Raw genomic sequence first — 20860 nt, forward strand, 5'->3', positions numbered from 1 at the left:
CGCGCCTTTCGAGGAGCATGAAAGCGACGGCGCGGCGGCGATCAAGCACGGGCGGCAGGGCGAGGCACCGCAGCCCGGCGGTTCGAGTAGGCGAGGATAGTCAGGACCGCGCGTCCGGCCGCGTCACGGTTCGTTCAAAAGGTTCGTTCGCACTCGGAACCATCTCGCCTGCCCGGCGTTGACCCAGACCTGCAGCAGCAAGCCAAGGAGGACGACATGGCCGATGTCGGCAATGCGCAGCGGGAGATCCGTAAGATCGCCTACCGGCTCTGGATGGAAGAAGGGCAACCCGAAGGCCGCGACCGCGAGCACTGGGAGAGGGCCAAGGAGATCTGGAATTTCCGCCATCGCAACGATGAGGCAGACGCCTCGGAGCGGCAGATGGAGGCCTCGGGCGGCAGCCGTGCGGCGCCGAACGACGCTACGCCCCGGCGCGCAGCTCACTAACGGGCCGCAAGGGCGGCCCGCTCAGGTGGTCGCAGGTCCTGAGGTTGTGCGCTTTCACGCGCTACATCGACCTCAGGAGGCGTTGGGCATGCGCGGCAGCAGGAACGCCAGCAGGCCGACGGCAGGCAGCCATGAGCAGAGCTTGAAGACCGCGACGATGCCGATCTGGTCGGCCAGCGCGCCTATCCCGGCCGCCGCGATGCCGCCGAGGCCGAAGGCGAGCCCGTAGAACAGCCCGCCGACCAGGCCGACGCGGTGCGGCACGAGATCGATCGCGTAGATCAGGATCGCCGAGAAGGCGCTGGCCATGATCAGGCTGATCAGGATGCTGAGCACGCCCGTCCAGAACAGGTCGGCATAGGGCAGCAGCAGGGCGAAGGGCAGCGAACCCAGGATCGAGATCCAGATCACCCGGTCGCGGCCGATCCGGTCGCCGATCATGCCGCCGACGATCACCCCCACCGCGCCGACGACGAGATAGAGGAACAGCATGATCTGTGAGAGCTGCAGGCTGATCCCGAAACGCTCGATCAGGTAGAAGGTGTAGTAGGAGGTGAAGCCCGCCGTGTAGGCGTTCTTCGAGAACAGGATGATGATCAGCACGGTCATCGCCAGCGCGATATGGGCGCGTGGCAGCCGCTCGGCCGTCGGCTCGGCCGCCTTGTCCTTGCTCGCCGCCGCCTGGTCGCGGCGCATCGCGGCATAGCGCGCGCCCGTCCAGGCCATCAGCACCATGGCGGACAGTGCGACCACCGAAAACCAGGCGAGGCTCTGCTGCCCACGCGGTACGACGATGGCTGCCGCCAGCAGCGGGCCGATGGCGTAGCCGGTGTGGCCGCCGATCTGGAAGACGCCCTGGGCGAAGCCCTGCTGGCCGGCGGCGGCATGGCGGGCCATCCGCGTCGCTTCCGGGTGGAAGACCGCAGATCCCAAGCCGACCAGACCCGCCGAGACCAGTACCATTTCGTAGCTGACCGCGAAGGAGAGCCCGAGCAGGCCGAGCAGGGTCGAGCCCATGCCGGCGACCATCGCATAGGGCCAGGGGCGGCGGTCCGTAACGTACCCGAGCAGCGGTTGGAGAAGCGACGAGGTCACCTGGAAGGCCAGGGTGATCAGGCCGATCCGCGCGAAGTCGAGCTGATACGCCTCCTTGATCAGCGGGTAGAGCGCCGGGATCATCGACTGGATCAGGTCGTTGAGCAGATGCGCCATGCTGAGCGCCGCCAGCATCGGCATCAGCGGGCGGGCGGCGCGGGCGTTCAGCGGGATCGAGGTCATGGCGCAGGCTTGGGCGCAGGCAGTCGCTACGTCAATTGGCGGGCGCTGCACCCGGCGCATGGCGTCCATGGCGCCAAAGCCGAAATCGTGCCGCGAGGTCCATTTTTATCGGCTGGGCTGCGTCGCCGGTGCCAGCTTGGCCTCAGGCTTCGCCTCCTCGTCGGCCTTCAGCCGGCTCTCGCGCAGGGCATTGGCGCTTTCCAGGATCGGATAGCCGATCGACGCCGCATGGCCATGGATGCGCTTGAGGTCGCGGATGATGTCGAGATGGATCGCGCTGGTCTCGATCGATTCCGGCCGGCCGCTGCGCAGGCGCTCGAAATGGCTTTCCGTGGCATGGCGCTCGGCATCGCGCATTGGTGCCTTCTCGGCGAAGAGCTGGCGTGCCAGCGCGACGTCGCGGGTGGCGAAGACGTTGAGCGCGAGGCGCAGACCAGAGGCGACGCGCTGGTGGAAGTCGCGGATCTCGGCGAGGCCTTCGGGCGAGAAGGCGTAGCGCTTGCGGATCTTCTTCTCGCCGAGCTCGCGCAGGTTCTTGTCGATGATGTCGCCGATATGCTCGAGATTGGTGATCAGGGTGATGATCTCGAGCAGCCGGCGGCTCTCGGCCTCGCTGAGCTCGTTGCGCGAAACCTTCACCAGATAGAGCTTGATCGATTCATGGATGGCGTCGACGCCGTCATCCGCCTCGGCGATGGCGCGCGAGAGCTTCAGCTCGTCCTTCTCGATCATCTGCATGGTGTCGTGCAGCATCGCCTCGACGCGATCGCCGAGGCTTAGCGCCTCGCGCATCGCACCGGCGAGGGCCTCGGTCGGGCTGTCGAGCACGCTCGGGTCGAGATGGCGCGGCTTGACGACCGCGTCGACCGACTTCTGGCCCGGCATGAGCTTGCCGACCAGCGCCGAGATCGGTCCGACGAAGGGCAGGAAGATCAGCGCGCCGATCAGGTTGAGGCCGACATGGAACTCGATGGCGAGGCGGGCATCGGGGCCGGGCAGCGCATTCAGCCAGGCCGAGAGCGGCTTGGCGAAGGGCAGCAGCACCGCGACGAGGATCAGCCGCGTCAGGAGATTGCCGATGGCGGCGCGGCGCTGCGCTGCCGGCGCGCCGATCTGGTCGAGCACGGGGATCAGCGCATTGCCGAGATTGGCGCCGAGCACGAGCGCGATCGCCGTCGCCGGCGGGAACAGGCCAGAAGCTGCGAAGGTCGCGATCAGCAGGATGACGGCGATGCTCGAATGGGTCAGCCAGGTCGCAGCGACGGCGACCAGAACGGCGAGCAGCGGCTCTCCGGCGAGCGCGCCGAGGACGGTGCGGAAGGTCGGCGACTGCGCCAGCGGCGCGGCGGCCGCGTTGAGTTCGATCAGCGAGAGCAGGATCAGCCCGATGCCGACCAGCACGCGCCCGATATTGCGGGCGCGGTCCATCGCCTCATGACCGAGATAGAGCGCGACGCCGACCGCAAGGCACAAGCCCCAGACCCAGCCGAGATCCATCGAGATCACGAAGGCGGCGAGCGCCGTGCCGAGATTGGCGCCGAGCAGCACCGCCAGCGCCATGGCGGGCACGATCAGGTCGCGCCCGGCGAAGGAGGAGACGAGCAGGGTCGTCGCCGTCGAGCTCTGCAGCACCATGGTCACCGCGATGCCGCTGCCGAAGGCCGCGAAACGGTTGCGCGTGAAGCTCTGCAGCGCCTGCCGCAGCGAGACGCCGAAGGCGCGCATCGCCCCCGTTCGCACCAGCCGCACCGCCCAGATCAGCAGCGCGACACCGCCGGCAAGGTGGATGAGAATGGTGGTGGCGTTGTCGCTCGCGTTCATCGTGCCGAGGGTCTTTCCGAGGTTCTATCGACTCAAGGCCGCAGCATAGCTCGGATTCCTGAGTTTTTCATTAGCCAGCTTATCGGCTATGCCAGCGAAACATGCTGATATTGCGGCAGAAATCGCCGATTGGAGAAATCTGCTTTTGGCGCCTTTTCGCTCAGGCGGGCGGGATCAGAGTGACCCCCGAATTCGCGAAACCGAGCTGCACTGGGGTGCCCGGCTCGAGCATCGCATGGGCGCCGTAGCGGACGACGAAAAGCTCTCCGAGCTCGGTCGCGACCATGATGTCCTGATGATTGCCGAGATAGGTGCATTTGCGCACCGTACCGGGCAGGGCGGTGCCGGTCGCAGCGCCATCGATCAGCAGGCTCTCGGGGCGGATCGCAATCCTGGCCGGGCCGGCCGCAAGGCCGCGCGCCGGCAGCGAAAGCGTCGCCGGTCCGAGTGTGACCGTCGCCATCTCGCCGGAGACCGAGCCGATCACCGCATCGAGCAGGTTGGCGTCGCCGATGAAATCGGCGACGAAGGCGTCGACGGGCTGCTCGTACAGCTCGCGCGGCGCGCCTTCCTGGGCGATGCGGGCGTTCGACATCACGATGATCCTGTCGGAGACGGCGAGCGCCTCCTCCTGGTCATGGGTGACATAGGCGACGGTCAGGTTGAGGTTCTGCTGCAGCTCGCGGATTTCCTCGCGCACCCGCCGGCGCAGCTTGGCATCGAGATTGGACAGCGGCTCGTCGAAGAGCAGCACCTGCGGCTCCAGCACCAGCGCGCGGGCAACGGCGACGCGCTGCTGCTGGCCGCCGGACAGCTCCGAGGGAAAGCGCTTCTCGAAGCCCTTGAGGCCGACCAGCGCCAGCTTCTCCAGGGCCATGTCGCGCGCGGTCTCCTTGGAGAGACCCTTCACGGTCGGGCCATAGGCGGCGTTCTCCAGCACGCTCATATGGGGAAAGAGCGCATAGGACTGGAACACCATGCTGACGTCGCGGTCGGCGGCCGAAAGCTTGGTGACGTCCTTGCCGCCGATCATGATCTGGCCTTCGCTGGCGATCTCTAGCCCGGCGATCATGCGCAGCGTTGTCGTCTTGCCGCAGCCGGAGGGGCCGAGCAGGGTGACGAGCTTGCCGGCCTCAATCGCGAAGCTGACATTGTCGACGGCCGTCACCGCGCCATAGCGCATGCTGACATTGCGGAACTCGACGGAGGCGGGGCCGGCCTTGGGCATGGCTTATCCTTGTTTGATCGGCTCGGCGGCAGAGGAGGCGAGGGCGGGCGTGCCCCGCCGGCCGAGCTTGCGCTCGCCGACGCCGAGCTGGATCAGGCTGATCCCGATCGCCATCACCACGATCAGGACCGAGGAATAGGCGATGGCGAGGCCGAACTCGCCGGCCTCTACGCGGCCGACGATGTAGGCGGTGGCGAGGTTGTACTCGGCCGAGACCAGGAAGATCACCGCGCTGACTGTCGTCATGCTGCGCACGAAGCTGTAGACCAGCGCCGCGACCAGGGCAGGGCGCAGGAGCGGCAGTACCACCCGCCAGAGCGTGGTGAAGCTGCGCGCGCTGAGCGTTGTCGAGGCCTCGTCCAGGCTCTTGTCGATCTGCGACAGCCCGGCGATGCCCGAGCGCACGCCGACCGGCATGTTGCGGAAGACGAAGGCGATGACGAGGATCAGGCCGGTGCCGGTGATCTCGACCGGCGGCACGTTGAAGGCGAGGATGTAGGCGACGCCAAGCACCGTGCCGGGGATGGCGAAGCTCAGCATGGTCGCGAATTCCAGCGCGCCACGGCCTGCAAAGCGCTGGCGCGTCAGGAGGTAGGCGGTGAGCAGGCCGATCAGCGCGGTCAGCGGCGCCGAGATCGCGGCGAGCTTCAGCGTGGTGAAGAAGGACGGCCAGGCCGAGCCGTCGAAATAGAGGCCGCGGCTGAAATCGATCGAGAAGCCGGTGATGTAGTGCTGCAGCGTCGGGGTGTAGTCGCGCCCCATCGTCTTAACGAAGCCGCCCATCAGGATGACGACGTAGATCACCGCTGTCAGCGCCACCCAGGGTCCGATGACCAGGGCCGAGATCCAGGTGATCCGGCGTGGCAGCGGGGTCGGCAGGCCGGAATCGCCCTTGCCGGTAACCGTCGTATAGGACTTGCTGCCGAGCCAGCGCTGCTGGGCCCAGAAGGCGGCGAGGGTGAAGCCGAGAAGCACGATGGCGAGAACCGCAGCCTGACCCTGGTTATGCGCGGCGCCGACCACGGCGAAGAAGATCTTGGTCGAAAGCACCTCGAAATTGCCGCCGAGCACCAGCGGATTGCCGAAATCGGCCATGCTCTCGACGAAGCCGAGCAGGAAGGCGTTGGCGAGGCCGGGCCGCAGCAGCGGCCAGGTCACGGTCCGGAATGTCGTCCAGCGCTTGGCGCCGAGCGTCTGCGAGGCCTCCTCCAGGCTGGGGCTGATGCCCTGCACGACGCCGATCAGCACCAGGAAGGCGATCGGCGCGAAGGCCAGCACCTGCGCCAGCAGCACGCCCGGCAGGCCGTAGATCCAGCGCGAGCGCGGCACGCCGAACCATTCGAACAGCAGGGTCGAGAACAGGCCGGAGCGGCCGAAGAGCAGGATCAGCGCCAGACCGATTACGAAGGGCGGCGTGATGATCGGCAACACTGTCAGCAGGCGCATGGCGCGCTTGCCGGGCATGCCGGTGCGCAGGATCAGGAGCGCGCAGGCAAGGCCGAGCAGGGTGGTTATCACGCCGGTCAGCACGGCGAGGATCAGCGTGTTCCAGGCGACGCCGCAATTGGTGTTGGCGGTGAGGCAGCCCAGCCCCCAGATCGAGGGGCTGAGGAAGCGCTCGACGAAGTCGCCGAGCGCCAGCCCACCATCGGAATCGACCAGCGCGCTACGCAGGATCGTCGCCACCGGCAGGAAGATGAACAGGCCGATCAGCATGATGACGATGCCGATCGAGGAGGTCGTGAAGACGTCGCCGCGGCAGACGCCGCGATAGGCCAGGCCGTGGCAGAGCAGCAGCAGCAGCGAGAGCACGGTCAGGAAGGCGCCGAAGCCCATGCCGGGCTGCGCCGCGCCGGCACCGCCGAGCAGCGCCGCGAGCCAGGGAATTCCCTGGCCCTTGAGCGTGATGGCGAAGCCTTGTGCGAAGAAGAAGACGAGCCCGGCGAGCCCGGTCCAGATCAGGGTAGAGCCTGTCGCGGTGCCGGGTTGCCGATTGCTCAGCAGCGTCGCCACCACCAGCGCGATGCCGACCGGCAGCAGCCAGGGGGCGCTGCCGGAGAGAGCCAGCGCCAACGCGGTGCCGGCCTTGCCGAAGGGGTAGCCGGCAAGCCAGCCGAACCCGGTCAGGCTCATCCCGTCCGGCAGATACCAGGGGATGAGCGCATAACCGAGCCAGCCGACCAGCAGCGCGAGCCGGGTCGCGGGACGCATCGTCTTGTTCTCGCTTTCGTCAGTACCGGGTCACTTCGGCAGCGCCTTGATTTCCTTATCCCACTTGGTCAGCAGGCGGACGCGCTCGGCCGAGGAGCCGTATTTGACGAAATCGTAGTTGATCAGCTTCATCTCCTCCATCTTCGGGGCCTGGGTCGGCACCGGAGCGTTCTTGTTGGAGGGAACCTGATAGGATTTGGCCGGCGCACCGAGAGCCTGCGCGGCCGGGGTCAGCGCCCAGTCGTAGAACTTCTTGGCGTTGTCGAGATTGCGCGCACCCTTGACGATCGACATCGAGCCGATCTCGTAGCCCGTGCCCTCGCATGGCGCGACCGGCTTGATCGGGTCGCCCTGGACGGCGAACACCACCGCATCGTGGATGAAGACGATGCCGACCGCGGTCTCGCCGAGGCTCGCCGCCTTGGCCGGCGCCGCGCCCGACTTGGTGTACTGGCTGATGTTCTTGTGCAGGGCCTTCAGATAGTCGAAGCCCTTCTCCTCGCCCATCAGCTGCACGACGGTCGCGAGCAGCGTGTAGGCCGTGCCCGAGGAGTTCGGATCGGCGACCTGGACGTCGTCCTTCAGCTTGGCATTCAGCAGGTCGGCCCAGCATTTCGGCTCGGCCAAGCCCTTGGCCTTGATCTGCTGCGTGTTGAACCCGAAGCCCAGCGCGCCGGCATAGATGCCGACCGTGCGCTTCTTGGCGGCGTTCCACTGCGAGAGCGCCCAGGGATGCAGGTCCTTGTTGACCGGTGATTCGTATTCGAGAGTCAGGCCCTCCTCGGCGGCCTGGAGATGCGGGTCGCCCGTGCCGCCCCACCAGATGTCGCCGCGCGGATTCGAGGCCTCCGCCTTGACCTGCGCATAGACCTCGCCGGCCGATTTGCGGGTCATCGCGACCTTGATGCCGGTTTCCTTCTCGAAGGCACCGCTCATCGCGCGGCACCATTCCTCCTGGACGCCGCAATACATCACCAGCGAGCCCTGCGCGCTGGCCGGTGTCGCCGCGAGCAGCGCGCCGCCGGCGAGTGTCGCCAGGAGCCCCGCCCGGAGCCAGTTGGATTTCTGCATGTCGTCCTCCCCGATGGTTGGTTTTTGTTCTTTTGTTCTTGCAGCGATACTGATGGTTCGCCCGAAAAGATCAATGACCCTTGTGTCGGCAAACGATCCCCGTGATCCGTTCCAGCTCGGCTGAGAGGCCGGGCGTGCAGCAGAGGATCGGGTTGCCGGTGCGGATGCCGTCGCCGGCGAAGAAGTCGTTGAGATCGGCACCGGCCTCGGCGGCTATCGCCATGGCGGCCGCGACGTCCCAGGCATTGATGTGGTGCTCGGCATAGCCGTCGGTCCGGCCGACGGCGACATGGCAGATCCCCAGCGTGCCGGAGCCGACGCGCCTGACCGATGCACCCGCGGCCAGCGTCCCCTGCACGGTGGCGAGATAGTCCGCATGTGGAATTCGCGTCGACCAGCCGATCTCGATGCAGGAATGGGCGATGTCGGCCTGGCCGGAGACCTTGATCGGCTCGCCGTTCAGGGTCGCACCGCGGCCGCGCCGGCCGACATAAACCTCGTCCAGCGCCGGGGCGCTGACGATGCCGATCTCGGGCGCGCCGTCCAGCAGGAGGCCGATCGAAATGCACCAGTTGCGGTCGCCATGCGCGAAATTGGCGGTGCCGTCGATCGGATCGATGATCCAGACCGCGTCCGCCGCCTCGCCGCCACCTTCTTCGCCGATCACGGCATCGCTGGGGAAGAGCACCGTCAGCCGTTCGCGCAGGAAGGCCTCGACCGCACCGTCGGCGACGGTGAGCCAGTCCTGCGCGCCCTTCATGGTGATGCCGAGGCTTTCGCGCTTGTTGAAATAATCCAGCGCCAGGCGGCTGGCCTCGGCGACGAGGCCGAGGACGGCGAACTGGCGCAAATCGAGATCGGCAGGCGACATGATCAGATCGCCTCCAGCGAGACGCTGATCGGCTTGCCGGTGCGGCGCGACTCGGTCGCGGCATCTGCCAGGATCTGGGCCTTGAGCCCGTCCTGCCCGGAAGGAGCCGGCTGGCGCCGGTCGCGCACAGCGGCGATGAAGGCGTCGAGCTCGGCGCGGTAGGCGCCGGCATAGCGCTCGAGGAAGAAGTTCTGCACCGGGTCGGCTCGGAAGCCGGCGCCGGTCGCGATCTCGACCGTGGTCTCGTGGATGTTGCCGGCGCGCAGCATGCCTTGCGAGCCATGCACTTCGATGCGCTGGTCGTAGCCGTAAGTTGCCCGGCGCGAGTTCGAGATCTGGGCGATCTTGCCGCTCGCGGTGCGCATCAGCACGGCGGCGGTGTCGACGTCCCCGGCCGCGCCGATAGCGGGGTCCACCAGGGCCGAGCCGAGCGCGAAGACCTCGACCGGTTCCTCGGCCAGCAGGAAGCGCGCCATGTCGAAATCATGGATCATCATGTCGCGGAACAGGCCGCCCGAGCGCTTCACATAGTCCACCGGCGGCGGGGAGGGGTCGCGCGAGATCACGCTGACGATCTCGATCGCGCCGGCCTCACCCATGCGCAGGCGCTTTTCCAGCGCGGCGAAGTTGGGATCGAAGCGACGGTTGAAGCCGATCATCAGCGGCTTGCCGGATTTCGCGACGACGTCGAGGCAGCGGCGGATGCGGGCGGCGTCGAGATCGACCGGCTTCTCGCAGAACACCGCCTTGCCGGCCGAGACCGCTGCCTCGATCAGATCGGCATGGGTGTCGGTCGGCGTGCAGATCAGCACAGCGTCGATCGAGGAATCGGAGAGGATCGCCTCGGCACTGGCGACCTTGGCGCCAGAAGCGGCGCCGAGCGAGGCAGCGGCGTCATGCGAGGCATCGGCCAGCGCGACCAGGGTGGCATCGCCGCGCGCCGCGACATTCAGCCCGTGAATCCGGCCGATCCTGCCGGCGCCCAAAAGACCAAAACGCATCGTGATCCTGTTTCCCGTCGTCGAGTTGCGGCGGCGCTAGTCGTGCGCGCCGAGAATGGTCTGGTCGAAGTCGATATTGGCGCCGGTCATCAGCCCCGACTCCGCCGAGGCGAGATAGGCGACGGCCTTGGCGACCTCGCGCGGATCGATCAGCCGGCCGAAGGGCTGGCCGGCGGCGGCCTTGTCGAGCCAGCCATCCTCAGCGCCATGGCGCAGGCGCATGATCGCGTCCTCGCCCGGCGTCGACATCCAGCCGATATTGAGGCCGTTGACGCGAATCTTGTCGGCGAGCAGCCCGTAGGCGGCGTTTCTCGTCAGCGTCGCGAGCGCGCCCTTCGAGACGCTGTAGGCGGCGAGGAAGGGCTGGCCGCCATGAGCCGACATCGACTGGATGTTGACGATGGCGCCTCGCGTCTTCTCGCGCCGCATCAGCGTCGCCGCGTCCTGGATCAGGAAGAACGGGGCGGTCAGGTTGACCGCCATGATGCGCTCGTAGAGCTCGGGCGTGGTGTCGAGTATCGTGCCGCGGTCGGTGTCGCCTGCGGCGTTGATCAGGATATCGAGCCGCCCGAAGGCCTTGTCGGCCGCCGGAACGATCGTCTGGACGGCGGCGAGATCGGCGAGGTCGACACTGTGGAAGCGGGCATCGCAGCCGCCGGAGCGCAGGCTTTGCGCCACGGCTTCGCCGCGCTCGCGATTGCGGCCGGTGAGGATCAGGCCGGCGGCGCCGCGGTCCGCGAGTTCGCGTGCGATCGCTTCGCCAAGGCCTTGAGTCGCGCCAGTGACGACAGCCACCTTGCCGGCCAGATTGCGGCTGAAATCCCGTGCTTCCGACAACTGGCGCCTGCTCCCCAAATCCGAAATTTCGGCACAGATTTTTTGTTCTGCTTGACTAGTGGAACAAATATTTCAATCTTCGCCCCCGCAAGTCAAGGCCGCCGCAGAGCCGGCCGGACGCGATTGGAGCCCCATGTCCGCAGAGCTTCAGCAGGGAACGCCAAGGCCGGATTTCGAGGGTTTCGTCGCATTGCTGCGCGAGCGCGCCCCGCTCCTGCCACGGCGGCTGCGCCAGGTCGCCGACCATGCTCTGGCGCATCCAGATGACATGGCGTTGAACACCGCTTCGCAGATCGCGCAGAAGGCCGGTGTGCAACCCTCGACCCTGGTCCGCTTCGCACAGGCGCTCGGCTATTCCGGCTTCAGCGAGTTGCAGCAGGTCTTCCGCTCCCGGCTGCGCCAGCAGCTCCCCGACCACCGTGAACGACTCGCCGCCCTCCGCAACGGGGGCGCTGCCGGGGCCGACATGGCTTCGGTCCTGCTCGACGGCTTCATCCATGCCAGCGAGGCCTCGCTGGAGCGGCTGCGCTCCGGCCTGCGCCCCGACGACATAGAGACCGCGACGGACATGCTCGCCGAGGCCCGGACCATCGTCCTCGTCGGCGCTCGCCGCATGTTCCCGGTGGTCGCCTATCTCGCCTATGCCTTCGGCAAGCTCGGTATCCGCGCCGTGCTCGTCGACAACATCGCCTCTCTGGGAGCCGAGCAGGCGGGGATGGCGCGCCCGGGTGATGTGATGGTCGCGGTGAGCTGCGCGCCCTACACGCCGGCGACGATCGAAATGGCGGCGGTGGCCAAGGCTGCCGGCGTCCCGGTGATCGTCCTGACCGACAACGCGCTCAGCCCGCTGGCGGCGCATTGCGACCTCTGCCTCGAAGTCAGCGAGGCCGATTATGGTGCCTTCCGCTCGATGGCCGCGACCTTCGCGCTCGCGATGACGCTCGCCGTCGGCACTGCCGAGAAAGTCCGCGACGATGCCTGAACCCGTGCTCGATCTCATCAGCATCGGCCGTTCCTCGGTCGACCTCTACGGCCAGCAGATCGGCGGCCGGCTCGAGGACATGGCGAGCTTCTCCAAGGCGGTCGGCGGCTGCCCGACCAATATCGCGATCGGCACGGCCAGGCTCGGCCTGAAATCGGCGGTGATCACCCGCGTCGGCGACGAGCAGATGGGCCGTTTCATCCTTGAGCAGCTGCAGCGCGAGGGCGTCGAGACGAAGGGCGTCGTCGTCGATCCCAAGCGGCTGACCTCGCTGGTGATCCTCGGCGTGCGCGACGAGAAGACCTTTCCGCTGATCTTCTACCGCACCGATTGCGCCGATGCGGCGCTCGACGAGAGCGAGATCGACGAGGATTTCATCGCCTCGGCGAAAGCGGTGGTCGTCACCGGCACGCATTTTGCGATCCCCAACGCCGCCAAGGCGCAGAAAAGGGCGATCGCACTCGCCCGCAAGCATGGCCGCAAGGTCGTGTTCGATGTCGACTACCGGCCCAATCTCTGGGGCCTCGCCGGCCATGCCGCGGGCGAGGAGCGCTATATCCGCTCGGACAACGTGACACAGCATCTCCAGGCGATCCTGCCGGACTGCGATTTGATCGTCGGCACGGAGGAAGAACTGCATGCAGCCGGCGGCTCGGAGGATACGCTCGCCGCGATCCGCAATATCCGCGCGCTGAGCGGGGCGACCATCGTCTGCAAGCGCGGCCCGATGGGCTGCGTGGTTTTCCCGGGCGCCATCCCCGCCTCGATCGAGGACGGCATCAAGGGGCCGGGCTTCCCGGTCGAGGTCTACAATGTGCTCGGCGCGGGCGACGCCTTCATGTCCGGCTTCCTGCGCGGCTGGCTCCGCGACGAGCCGGTCGAGACCTGCTGCAAATGGGCCAATGCCTGCGGCGCCTTCGCCGTCTCGCGCCTGCTCTGCTCGCCGGAGAGCCCGACCTTCGCCGAACTGCAGTTCTTTCTGGAGCATGGCTCGCCGCATCGGGCACTGCGCCACGACGTTGCGATCAACCATGTCCATTGGGCGACGACGCGCCGGGCGCAGGCCGAAACGCTGATGGCGCTCGCCATTGACCACCGTGCCCAGATCGAGGCGATGGCGGACGAGGCGGGCGTGCCGCGCGAGCGCATTCCCGCCTTCAAGCGGCTCGCCGTCGATGCCGCCGCGCGGGTCGCGCAGGGCGCTTCGGGCTTCGGCATGCTGCTCGATGGCCGCTATGGCCGCGAGGCGTTGTTCCGCGCCGGCGATCACGGCTTCTGGATCGCCCGGCCGCTCGAAGTCCCGGGCTCGCGGCCGCTGCGCCTGGAGACCGATGCGGACGGCTCGCTCGGGGCGGCGCTGAACGAGTGGCCGGTCGATCACATCGCCAAGGTGCTGGCCTTCTACCATCCCGATGACGATGCGTCGCTTAAAGCTGGGCAGGAGGCGACGCTGAGGCGGGCAGCGCTTGCCTGCCGGCAGGTCGGTCGCGAGCTGCTGGTCGAGATCATCTGCTCGAAGCACGGCCCTGTCGGCGACGACACCATGGCTTCAGTCATGCGCCGGCTCTATGAGATCGGCATCAAGCCGGACTGGTGGAAGCTGGAAGGGCAGCCGACAGCGGCGGCCTGGGCTGCGGTCGATGCCGCGATTGCAGAGAACGATCCCTATTGCCGCGGCGTCGTGCTGCTCGGCCTCGATGCGCCGGCCGCCGAGCTGGAAGCCGCCTTCCGGCTCGCCAAGGGTGCGAGCACGGTGAAGGGCTTCGCCGTCGGCCGGACGATCTTCGGTGATGCAGCGCGCGGCTGGCTCGCCGGCAAGCTCGACGACGAGGCGGCAACCGCGATGATGGCTGAGCGCTTCGGCCAGTTGGTCGGCGCCTGGCAGCGCGGCTGAGGAGAACGGCGATGGCCACGATCAGGCTCACCATGGCGCAGGCGCTCGTCGCTGCGATGGCGGCGCAGAAGACGGTAGTCGGCGACAGGACGCTGCCGCTCTTCGCGGGCGTCTGGGCGATTTTCGGTCATGGCAATGTCGCCGGGCTCGGCGAGGCGCTGCATGGCGCCCGCGACATCCTGCCGACATTGCGGGCCCATAACGAGCAGGCGATGGCGCATGCCGCGATCGCCTTCGCCAAGGCTTCGCGCCGACGCCGGATGATGGCGGTGACGAGCTCGATCGGCCCGGGCGCGACCAATATGGTGACGGCGGCCGCGGTCGCCCATGTCAACCGCCTGCCGCTGCTCCTGCTGCCGGGCGACGTCTTCGCCGGCCGCCGGCCCGATCCTGTTCTGCAGCAGATCGAGGATTTCGGCGACGGCACCGTTTCCGCCAATGACTGCTTCCGGCCGGTCTCGCGCTATTTCGACCGGATCACTCGGCCCGAGCAGCTGATCCCTGCCTTCGAACGGGCGTTGCAGGTGCTGACCGATCCGTCCGACTGCGGCCCGGTGACCTTGGCGCTCTGTCAGGATGTGCAGACCGAGGCCTACGACTATCCCGAAAGCTTCTTCGCCGAGCGGATCTGGCAGCCGCGCCGGGTGCGGCCGGACGAGCAGGAGCTGGCGCAGGCGGTCGCGCTGCTGAAGGGCGCCAGGCGCCCGCTGGTCGTCACCGGCGGCGGCGCGCTCTACAGCGAGGCCGAAGGCGAACTCGCCCGCTTCTGCCTGGCGCACGGCGTCCCGAGCGCGGAGACGCAAGCAGGCAAGAGCGCTTTGCCGCACGACCACCCACTCAATCTCGGCGCGATCGGCGTTACCGGCACCGGTGCGGCCAACGATGCCGCGAAGAACGCAGATGTCGTCCTCGCGGTCGGCACGCGCCTGCAGGATTTCACGACGGGGTCGCGCGCGCTGTTCGCCGATCCAGATTGCAGGATCATCGGCCTGAACACTCAAGGATTCGATGCCGGCAAGCACAGCGCGCAGCCGCTCGTCGCCGATGCCAGGGCCGGGCTTGCCGAGTTGGGGGCGGCACTGGCGGGCTGGCGGGCACCGTCCGACTGGACGACGCAGGTGCAGGCGTCGCGCGATGCGTGGCTCGCCACGGCCGCCCACTACACTGCGGCCGGCAACCAGGCGCTGCCGAGCGACGCGCAGGTGATTGGTGCGGTGCAGCGCCAGAGCCGGGCGAGCGATGTCGTGCTCTGTGCCGCAGGCGGGCTGCCCGGCGAGCTGCACAAGCTCTGGCATGCCGGCGCGCCCGGCGGCTACCATATGGAATACGGCTATTCCTGCATGGGCTACGAGATCGCCGGCGGCCTCGGGGCCAAGCTTGCCGACCCCGCCCGCGAGGTCGTCGTCATGGTCGGCGACGGCTCTTATCTGATGATGAACTCCGAGATCGCGACCTCGGTCATGCTCGGCATCAAGCTCACCATCGTCGTGCTCGACAACCGGGGCTTCGGCTGCATCAACCGCCTGCAGAACGCGACTGGCGGCGCCTCCTTCAACAACCTGCTGCGCGATGCCCGTCATGAGGTGTTGCCGGAGGTCGATTTCGCCGCGCATGCCGGTTCAATGGGGGCGATTTCCCGCAAGGTCGCGAGCCTTGCGGAACTGGAAGCGGCTCTCGCCGAGGCGCGGAGCCATGATCGCACCAGCGTCGTCGTCATCGACACCGACCCGCTGGTCTCGACCGATGCAGGCGGCCACTGGTGGGATGTCGCAGTGCCCGAGGTTTCTGTGCGCGACGAGGTCAAGGTGGCGCGCCAGCGCTACGAGCAGGCGCTCCAGGCAAGAGATTGATTGGCTTTCCTCGGCCTCATCCTGCGAGACGGCTCTGTGGGCCTCCTCAGGATGAGGGCTGAGAATGCGATTTGAGAAGGACGACAGACATGCCCATCCGTATCGGCGCCAACCCCATCGGCTGGTCGAATGACGATCTCCAGGAGGTCGGCGGTGCGACGCCGCTCGAGACCTGCCTGGCCGAGGCCCGGGAGGCCGGCTTCGTCGGCATGGAACTCGGCCACAAGTTTCCGCGCGAGCCGAAGGCGCTGAAGGCTGCGCTCGCGCCCTTCGGCATGGCCTGCATTTCCGGCTGGTACTCGGCGGAACTGCTGAAGCGCGACGCGGACGAGGAGATGAAGCATCTGCGCCCGCATCTCGACCTGCTCAAGGCGATGGGCTCGAATGTGCTGGTCTTCGCCGAGACCTCGAACGCGATCCATGGCGACCGCAGCAAGCCCTTGTCGCAGCGGCCGGTGATGGCGCCCGGCGATTGGGCGCAGTTCGGCAGGCGGATCACCGAGGTTGCCGAGCGCACGCTCGCCGAGGGCATCAGGCTGGTCTACCACCACCATATGGGCACGATCGTCGAGAGCGAGGCCGATATCGACGCCTTCATGGCGGCGACCGGCGAGGCAGCCCATCTGCTGCTCGACACCGGCCATGCCACCTGGGGCGGGGCCGACCCCGTCAGGCTCGCCCGGCGCTATCGCGCACGCATCAGCCATGTTCATGCCAAGGATGTGCGCAAGGCTATGATGGAGCAGGCGAGGGCGGAAGACTGGAGCTTCCTCGACGCGATCCTCGGCAAGGGCGTCGATCTCGGCGTCTACACCGTGCCGGGTGACGGCATGGTCGACTACTCCGCAGTGTTCAAGGCGCTTCCCGGCTATTCCGGCTGGGTCGTCGTCGAGGCCGAGCAGGACCCCGAAAAGGCCCATCCATTGACCTACGCCAAGAAGGGCGTCGCCCATCTCGAGGCGAGCCTGAAGGAGGCCGGGCTCGTTTGAGCCCGGGATCGCCATGTCGAAGCTGCTGGTGAAACCTCGTGCGCCCGATGCCGAGGGCTGTGTCCACGAGATCACGCCGGAATCGGCGGGCTGGGGTCATGTCGGCTTCGCTGTCCACCGCCTTGCCGACGGCCAGACCCTGTCGCGCGAGACCGGCGACCGCGAGCATTGCCTCGTCCTGCTCTCGGGCAAGGTCGCGGCCCGTGCCGATGGCCAGGATTTCGGCGTGATCGGCGGCCGCGCCTCTCCTTTCGAACCCGATCCCTGGTCGCTCTATGTGCCTGCCGGCTCTGCCTGGAGCGTCGCCGCGCGGGGGCCGTGCGAGCTCGCCGTCTGTTCGGCGCCGGGGATCGTCGGGCAGCGCCCGCCGCGCCTGATCGCGCCCGCCGATGTCGGCTGTTTGACGCGCGGGCAGGGCAGCAATGTCCGCCATGTCCGCAACATCCTCCCCGAAACCGAAGCCGCCGACGGGTTGCTGGTCGTCGAGGTGATCACCCCGGCCGGCAACTGGTCGAGCTATCCGCCGCACAAGCATGACCAGGACCGCTTGCCCGACGAATCGCAGCTGGAGGAGACCTATTATCACCGGCTGAACCCGCCGCAGGGTTTCGGCTTCCAGCGCGTCTACACGGATGACCGCTCGCTCGACGAGACCATGAGCTTCGAGAATGGCGACGTCGTCCTGGTGCCGAAGGGTTACCACCCGGTCGGCGCGCCGCATGGCTACGATCTCTATTATCTCAACGTGATGGCCGGGCCGAAGCGGATCTGGAAATTCGCCAATGACCCGGCGCACGACTGGCTGATGTCGCGCTAGGCGCGGCGGGCTATCGGCTGCTTGCGCGGGCGGCTCTTTCCGAAGAATACCAACGTCATCCCGGGCTTGTCCCGGAATCTATCCTAGGCCGCCGGAGCCTTACAATGGATCCCGGAGCTGCGCGGCTGCGCTCCCGGTCCAGGGCGACGGGAGGAAGGCCGCAAGCCTGAATCAAAATCTATAAAAGACGCTTTAGGTATTTGATCTCGAAGGGTCTTTTTACTTCCGCTGCCCGCGGTTTAAAGCCTGCCTCAGAGATCGACAAGCACCCAGAGCACGACGGCGTCTGTCGGTCCCGACGAGGTCCAGGTGTGCTCGGTGCTCGCGTCGTAATAGACCGAATCGCCCTTGTTGAGTTCGAGCGGCTCGTAGAGCGCGCTGTGCACGATCAGCGTGCCTTCCAGCACCATCACGAAGATCTCGGCCTCCGACTTGGCCCAGGCCGGATAGTCCTCGGGCGAGCGGGCCGTCACCGTGGTCAGGATCGGCGTCGCGCGCTTGTTCTTGAGATCGGCGCAGAGCAGCATGTTGTTGCAGGTCACCGTCGTATGGCGGCTTCCGGCTCCGGCCCGCGTCACGCTGCGCCGGCCCCGGAAGGCGCCAGGATCATTGTCCTGGTCGTTGAGCAGGGAGACCAGCTCGATGCCGAGCCCCTGGGCGATCCGCTGCATCGTCGAGATGGTCGGCGAAAGTTCGTTGCGCTCGATCTTCGAGAAGGCCGAGGACGACACGCCGGTCAGCCGGCTCGCATCTTGCAAGGTCAGCCCGCGGCGCTTGCGTACCTTCAATAGGCGCGCGCCGATGTCGAGATGGCCCCGCGCGTCCTCGGAATCGTGATCGACGGGGCGGCCTGCGCCGCGGGCCGTGTCGTCCCGGTCGAGCGACGAGATTTCCGGCATCCTGATCTCCTTGGCGCAGCCGCGAGGCGCAAAGCCTCTCGCCCAGACTCTCATAGCGGGCAGCATAGGGCATGGAAAGCGCCTGATCCATAATGCTCCACAAAATGTCGTATAGTGGATTTTTGTATCTTAGTATTGACATCGGTCGAATGGTGGATGAGCGTTGGCTTGGCTGACGAGCCGGCAAACCGCTGCGCGAAGCTCCGTCCAAGAGCGCGCGCCGGCTTGAATCCGGTTGTCAGCTAGACAAGGGAAACGCTTGATGACGCTCACGAAAGACCAGTTGAACGGCCTCTATACGGCCATCGTCACGCCGCTCGCCGAGGACGGGTCTGTCGACGTCAAGGGCCTGCAGAAGCTGGTGCGCTTCCAGCTCGACGCCGGCGCGGCGGGCATCGTGCCGATCGGCGGCACGGGCGAGTATCCCGCCTTCTCGCGCGACGAGCGCCGCACCATCGTCGCGACCTGCGTCGAGGCTGCCGACGGCAAGCCGGTCATCCCGGGCGTGCTTTCGACCGGCTTCGAGGACGCGCTGGAAGCCGGCCGCGACTTCGCTGCAGTGGGCGCCGCCGCGGTGATGACGGTCACGCCCTATTATGCCCCTGGCACCCAGGATGGCATGCGCGCCTATTTCCGGCGCTACCGGGACTCGCTCGACCTGCCGGTGATGCTCTACCAGATCCCGCGCCGCACCACGGTCGCCGCTTTCGCCGACACGGTCCAGGCCATGGCCGAGGACGGCTCGATCATCGGCATGAAGTACTCGTCCTATGACATGCCGGACTATATCCGCACGGTGAAATACGCCGGCGACAAGATCGCGATCCTCAGCGGCGAGGAGCCCCTGTTCGCGACCCATGTCGCACTCGGCGCCCGCGGCGGCGTGCTGGCCTCGGCGACGATCTATCCGAAGATCTGGATCGAGATCTTCGAACTCGCCAAGCAGGGCAAGCTGAACGAGGCGCTGAAGCTGCAGGACAAGATCGATCCGGTCATCGATTCGATCTATGTCGAGACCAATCCCGGCCCGCTGAAGCGCTATATGGCGCTTGCCGGCATGCCGGTCGGCGGTGTCCGCCTGCCGCTGCAGGGCCCGAGCGCCGAGACGATCGCCAAGCTCGAGACCGCCGCCAAACAGGCGAAATCGGTCAGCCTCGCCTGAACGAAGGGAACCGCATCGTGCTCGATCGGCTGCGCGATATCGTTGGCGACAAGGGGCTCATCGCCGATCCCGGCGAGATGGCCCCCTGGCTGACCGATTGGCGTGAGAGACGTCAGGGCAAGGCGCTCTGCGTCGTTGCCCCGGCCTCCACCGCCGAGGTCGCTGCCGTGATGCGGCTCTGCTCCGAGGAAGGCCAGCCGGTCTTCCCGGTTGGCGGCAATACTGGCCTGTGCTTCGGCGCAGTGCCGGAGAGCGGCCGCACCGAAAAGCCCGGAATTGTCCTGTCGCTGCGCCGGATGAACAAGATCCGCGCCATCGACCGGGCTGGCAATGTCGCGACAGTCGATGCCGGTGTGGTGCTCGGCGACCTGCACACAGCGGCGGCGGATGCGGGGCGCCAGTTCCCGCTGCATCTCGGCAGCGAGGGCAGCGCCCAGATTGGCGGATTGATCTCGACCAATGCCGGAGGGACGGGCGTCGTCCGCTACGGGCCGATGCGCGATCTCGTCGCTGGGCTGGAGGTCGTCCTCGCCGATGGCCGCGTGCTCGATGATCTCGCGGCCCTGCGCAAGGACAATACCGGCTACATGCTGCGGCACCTGTTCATCGGCGCCGAAGGAACGCTCGGCATCATCACCGGCGCGGCGCTACGGCTGCACCCGCAGACCCCGAACACCGCCCATGCCTGGGTCTCGGTGGCCGATCCATCTGCTGCGGTCGCTCTGCTCGCCGCCATGCAGGATCGGGCCGGCAGCGCGATCCAGGCCTTCGAATTGGTTTCCGCCTCGCAGTTCGAGCTTGTGGTTCGCCATGTCGAGCGCATCCGCATTCCCTTCGACGCTATTCCTGCCTGGTCGGTGCTGATCGAGCTTGGCAGCGAGGACGGCTCGACGGGCCTTAGCGCCATTCTCGAAGAGGTCCTCGGCGATGCCCTTGAGAAGGGCACGGTGGTGGATGCTGTCGTCGCCGCCTCGCAGCAGCAGGCCGACGAGTTCTGGCATGTCCGGCACTCGGTCTCCGAGGCCAACAAGAAGGAGGGCATCGGCGTCGTCCACGACGTCGCGGTGCGGACCTCCGATGTCGCGGCCTTCATCGCGGCCGCCGATGTGGTCGCCGCCGCGCGCTATCCGCAGGCCGCGACCCAGGTGGTCTGCCATCTTGGCGACGGCAATGTGCATTACATCCTGATGTTCCAGCACGCTTTCTGGGCAAGCCTGCCGGACACGGAGGCCTTCGCGCTCGAAGTCGAGCAGGCGGTGCATGACGTGGCGGCGCGCTTCCGCGGCACCTTCAGCGCCGAGCACGGCGTCGGCCGCAAGCTGACCGAGGAGCTCGAACGTCTGGCCGACCCGCTGCGCTACGAGCTGATGGGCAAGGTCAAGGCGCTGTTTGACCCGCATGAGCTGATGAATCCCGGTGTCCTCCTTCCGGCCAAGGCCGGGTGAGGGCGCTGCAAGAAAATCCGCCAGCGCTTCCCTGGAGGCGCGGGACGGCCTACCCGC

17 protein-coding genes are annotated in these 20860 nt (G+C 67.2%); 8 read left to right on the forward strand and 9 right to left on the reverse strand.

All coding sequences use genetic code 11. The features are described 5' to 3' along the window. The first annotated feature begins 216 nt into the window (after positions 1-216). Positions 217-447 (forward strand): DUF2934 domain-containing protein, encoded by a 231-nt coding sequence (locus DK26_RS17720; protein ID WP_066475250.1) that lies wholly within the window; start codon positions 217-219, stop codon positions 445-447. A gap of 72 nt (positions 448-519) precedes the next feature. On the opposite strand, the gene DK26_RS17725 is transcribed toward DK26_RS17720, so the two are convergent. The 8 genes from DK26_RS17725 to DK26_RS17760 form a co-directional block, all read right to left on the reverse strand. Continuing rightward, a complete protein-coding gene (locus tag DK26_RS17725) occupies positions 520-1725 on the reverse strand; it encodes an MFS transporter (protein WP_066475252.1) in 1206 nt (401 codons plus the stop codon). A 105-nt stretch (positions 1726-1830) separates the two neighbouring features. Then, positions 1831-3546, reverse strand: coding sequence for a Na/Pi cotransporter family protein (locus tag DK26_RS17730; protein WP_066475254.1), 1716 nt, complete (start codon positions 3544-3546; stop codon positions 1831-1833). A 160-nt stretch (positions 3547-3706) separates the two neighbouring features. Further along, the gene (locus DK26_RS17735; RefSeq protein ID WP_066475255.1) at positions 3707-4774 is read right to left on the reverse strand and encodes an ABC transporter ATP-binding protein; all 1068 of its coding nucleotides are present in this window, start codon (positions 4772-4774) and stop codon (positions 3707-3709) included. Between the two features lie 3 nt (positions 4775-4777). Continuing rightward, positions 4778-6985: an iron ABC transporter permease gene (locus DK26_RS17740; RefSeq protein WP_066475256.1), complete on the reverse strand. Its 2208-nt coding sequence runs from the start codon at positions 6983-6985 to the stop codon at positions 4778-4780. Between the two features lie 30 nt (positions 6986-7015). Beyond that, positions 7016-7957 (reverse strand): ABC transporter substrate-binding protein, encoded by a 942-nt coding sequence (locus DK26_RS17745; protein ID WP_248310022.1) that lies wholly within the window; start codon positions 7955-7957, stop codon positions 7016-7018. Between the two features lie 169 nt (positions 7958-8126). Next, entirely contained in the window at positions 8127-8927 is an 801-nt protein-coding gene (locus DK26_RS17750) for an inositol monophosphatase family protein (RefSeq protein ID WP_066475259.1), read from the reverse strand. Between the two features lie 2 nt (positions 8928-8929). After that, positions 8930-9928, reverse strand: coding sequence for an inositol 2-dehydrogenase (gene iolG / locus DK26_RS17755; protein WP_066475260.1), 999 nt, complete (start codon positions 9926-9928; stop codon positions 8930-8932). Between the two features lie 36 nt (positions 9929-9964). Continuing rightward, entirely contained in the window at positions 9965-10765 is an 801-nt protein-coding gene (locus DK26_RS17760; RefSeq protein ID WP_066475262.1) for an SDR family oxidoreductase, read from the reverse strand. A gap of 133 nt (positions 10766-10898) precedes the next feature. Here DK26_RS17760 and DK26_RS17765 point away from each other — a divergent pair, with 133 nt between their 5' ends. From DK26_RS17765 to iolB, 5 genes are all read left to right on the forward strand, one after another. Next, positions 10899-11747 carry a MurR/RpiR family transcriptional regulator gene (locus DK26_RS17765; protein ID WP_066475264.1) on the forward strand — a complete coding sequence of 283 codons (849 nt, stop codon included), beginning with the start codon at positions 10899-10901 and terminating at the stop codon, positions 11745-11747. Further along, positions 11740-13641 carry a 5-dehydro-2-deoxygluconokinase gene (gene iolC, locus DK26_RS17770; RefSeq protein WP_066475266.1) on the forward strand — a complete coding sequence of 634 codons (1902 nt, stop codon included), beginning with the start codon at positions 11740-11742 and terminating at the stop codon, positions 13639-13641. Before DK26_RS17765 ends, iolC begins: the two co-directional genes overlap by 8 nt. An 11-nt stretch (positions 13642-13652) precedes the next feature. Continuing rightward, positions 13653-15491, forward strand: a complete 1839-nt coding sequence (gene iolD / locus DK26_RS17775; RefSeq protein WP_066475269.1) for a 3D-(3,5/4)-trihydroxycyclohexane-1,2-dione acylhydrolase (decyclizing) — start codon at positions 13653-13655, stop codon at positions 15489-15491. A gap of 89 nt (positions 15492-15580) precedes the next feature. After that, a complete protein-coding gene (gene iolE, locus DK26_RS17780) occupies positions 15581-16480 on the forward strand; it encodes a myo-inosose-2 dehydratase (RefSeq protein ID WP_066475271.1) in 900 nt (299 codons plus the stop codon). 13 nt (positions 16481-16493) lie between these two features. Continuing rightward, positions 16494-17297, forward strand: coding sequence for a 5-deoxy-glucuronate isomerase (iolB, locus tag DK26_RS17785; RefSeq protein ID WP_066475273.1), 804 nt, complete (start codon positions 16494-16496; stop codon positions 17295-17297). A 251-nt stretch (positions 17298-17548) separates the two neighbouring features. On the opposite strand, the gene DK26_RS17790 is transcribed toward iolB, so the two are convergent. Further along, positions 17549-18196 carry an XRE family transcriptional regulator gene (locus tag DK26_RS17790; RefSeq protein ID WP_066475274.1) on the reverse strand — a complete coding sequence of 216 codons (648 nt, stop codon included), beginning with the start codon at positions 18194-18196 and terminating at the stop codon, positions 17549-17551. A 262-nt stretch (positions 18197-18458) separates the two neighbouring features. Between DK26_RS17790 and dapA the strand changes: the two genes are divergently transcribed. After that, on the forward strand, positions 18459-19358 hold the full coding sequence (gene dapA, locus DK26_RS17795) for a 4-hydroxy-tetrahydrodipicolinate synthase (protein ID WP_066475276.1): 900 nt from the start codon (positions 18459-18461) through the stop codon (positions 19356-19358). A gap of 17 nt (positions 19359-19375) precedes the next feature. Then, complete coding sequence (locus DK26_RS17800) at positions 19376-20803, forward strand: FAD-binding oxidoreductase (RefSeq protein WP_066475277.1); 1428 nt, start codon at positions 19376-19378, stop codon at positions 20801-20803. The last annotated feature ends 57 nt before the right edge of the window (positions 20804-20860 follow it).

Origin of the sequence: Allobosea sp. WAO (genome assembly GCF_001509835.1) — a bacterium.
Taxonomy (GTDB): Bacteria; Pseudomonadota; Alphaproteobacteria; order Rhizobiales; family Beijerinckiaceae; genus Allobosea.

Bases quoted from the DNA above. Each gene is read 5' to 3' on its own strand.
- DK26_RS17750 (WP_066475259.1), bottom strand. From the start codon at position 8,927: ATGTCGCCTGCCGATCTCGATTTGCGCCAGTTCGCCGTCCTCGGCCTC.
- DK26_RS17720 (WP_066475250.1), top strand. From the start codon at position 217: ATGGCCGATGTCGGCAATGCGCAGCGGGAGATCCGTAAGATCGCCTAC.
- DK26_RS17735 (WP_066475255.1), bottom strand. From the start codon at position 4,774: ATGCCCAAGGCCGGCCCCGCCTCCGTCGAGTTCCGCAATGTCAGCATG.
- DK26_RS17740 (WP_066475256.1), bottom strand. From the start codon at position 6,985: ATGCGTCCCGCGACCCGGCTCGCGCTGCTGGTCGGCTGGCTCGGTTAT.
- iolD (WP_066475269.1), top strand. From the start codon at position 13,653: ATGGCCACGATCAGGCTCACCATGGCGCAGGCGCTCGTCGCTGCGATG.
- DK26_RS17790 (WP_066475274.1), bottom strand. From the start codon at position 18,196: ATGCCGGAAATCTCGTCGCTCGACCGGGACGACACGGCCCGCGGCGCA.
- iolB (WP_066475273.1), top strand. From the start codon at position 16,494: ATGTCGAAGCTGCTGGTGAAACCTCGTGCGCCCGATGCCGAGGGCTGT.
- iolC (WP_066475266.1), top strand. From the start codon at position 11,740: ATGCCTGAACCCGTGCTCGATCTCATCAGCATCGGCCGTTCCTCGGTC.
- DK26_RS17745 (WP_248310022.1), bottom strand. From the start codon at position 7,957: ATGTATTGCGGCGTCCAGGAGGAATGGTGCCGCGCGATGAGCGGTGCC.
- DK26_RS17730 (WP_066475254.1), bottom strand. From the start codon at position 3,546: ATGAACGCGAGCGACAACGCCACCACCATTCTCATCCACCTTGCCGGC.
- dapA (WP_066475276.1), top strand. From the start codon at position 18,459: ATGACGCTCACGAAAGACCAGTTGAACGGCCTCTATACGGCCATCGTC.
- DK26_RS17725 (WP_066475252.1), bottom strand. From the start codon at position 1,725: ATGACCTCGATCCCGCTGAACGCCCGCGCCGCCCGCCCGCTGATGCCG.
- DK26_RS17765 (WP_066475264.1), top strand. From the start codon at position 10,899: ATGTCCGCAGAGCTTCAGCAGGGAACGCCAAGGCCGGATTTCGAGGGT.
- iolG (WP_066475260.1), bottom strand. From the start codon at position 9,928: ATGCGTTTTGGTCTTTTGGGCGCCGGCAGGATCGGCCGGATTCACGGG.
- iolE (WP_066475271.1), top strand. From the start codon at position 15,581: ATGCCCATCCGTATCGGCGCCAACCCCATCGGCTGGTCGAATGACGAT.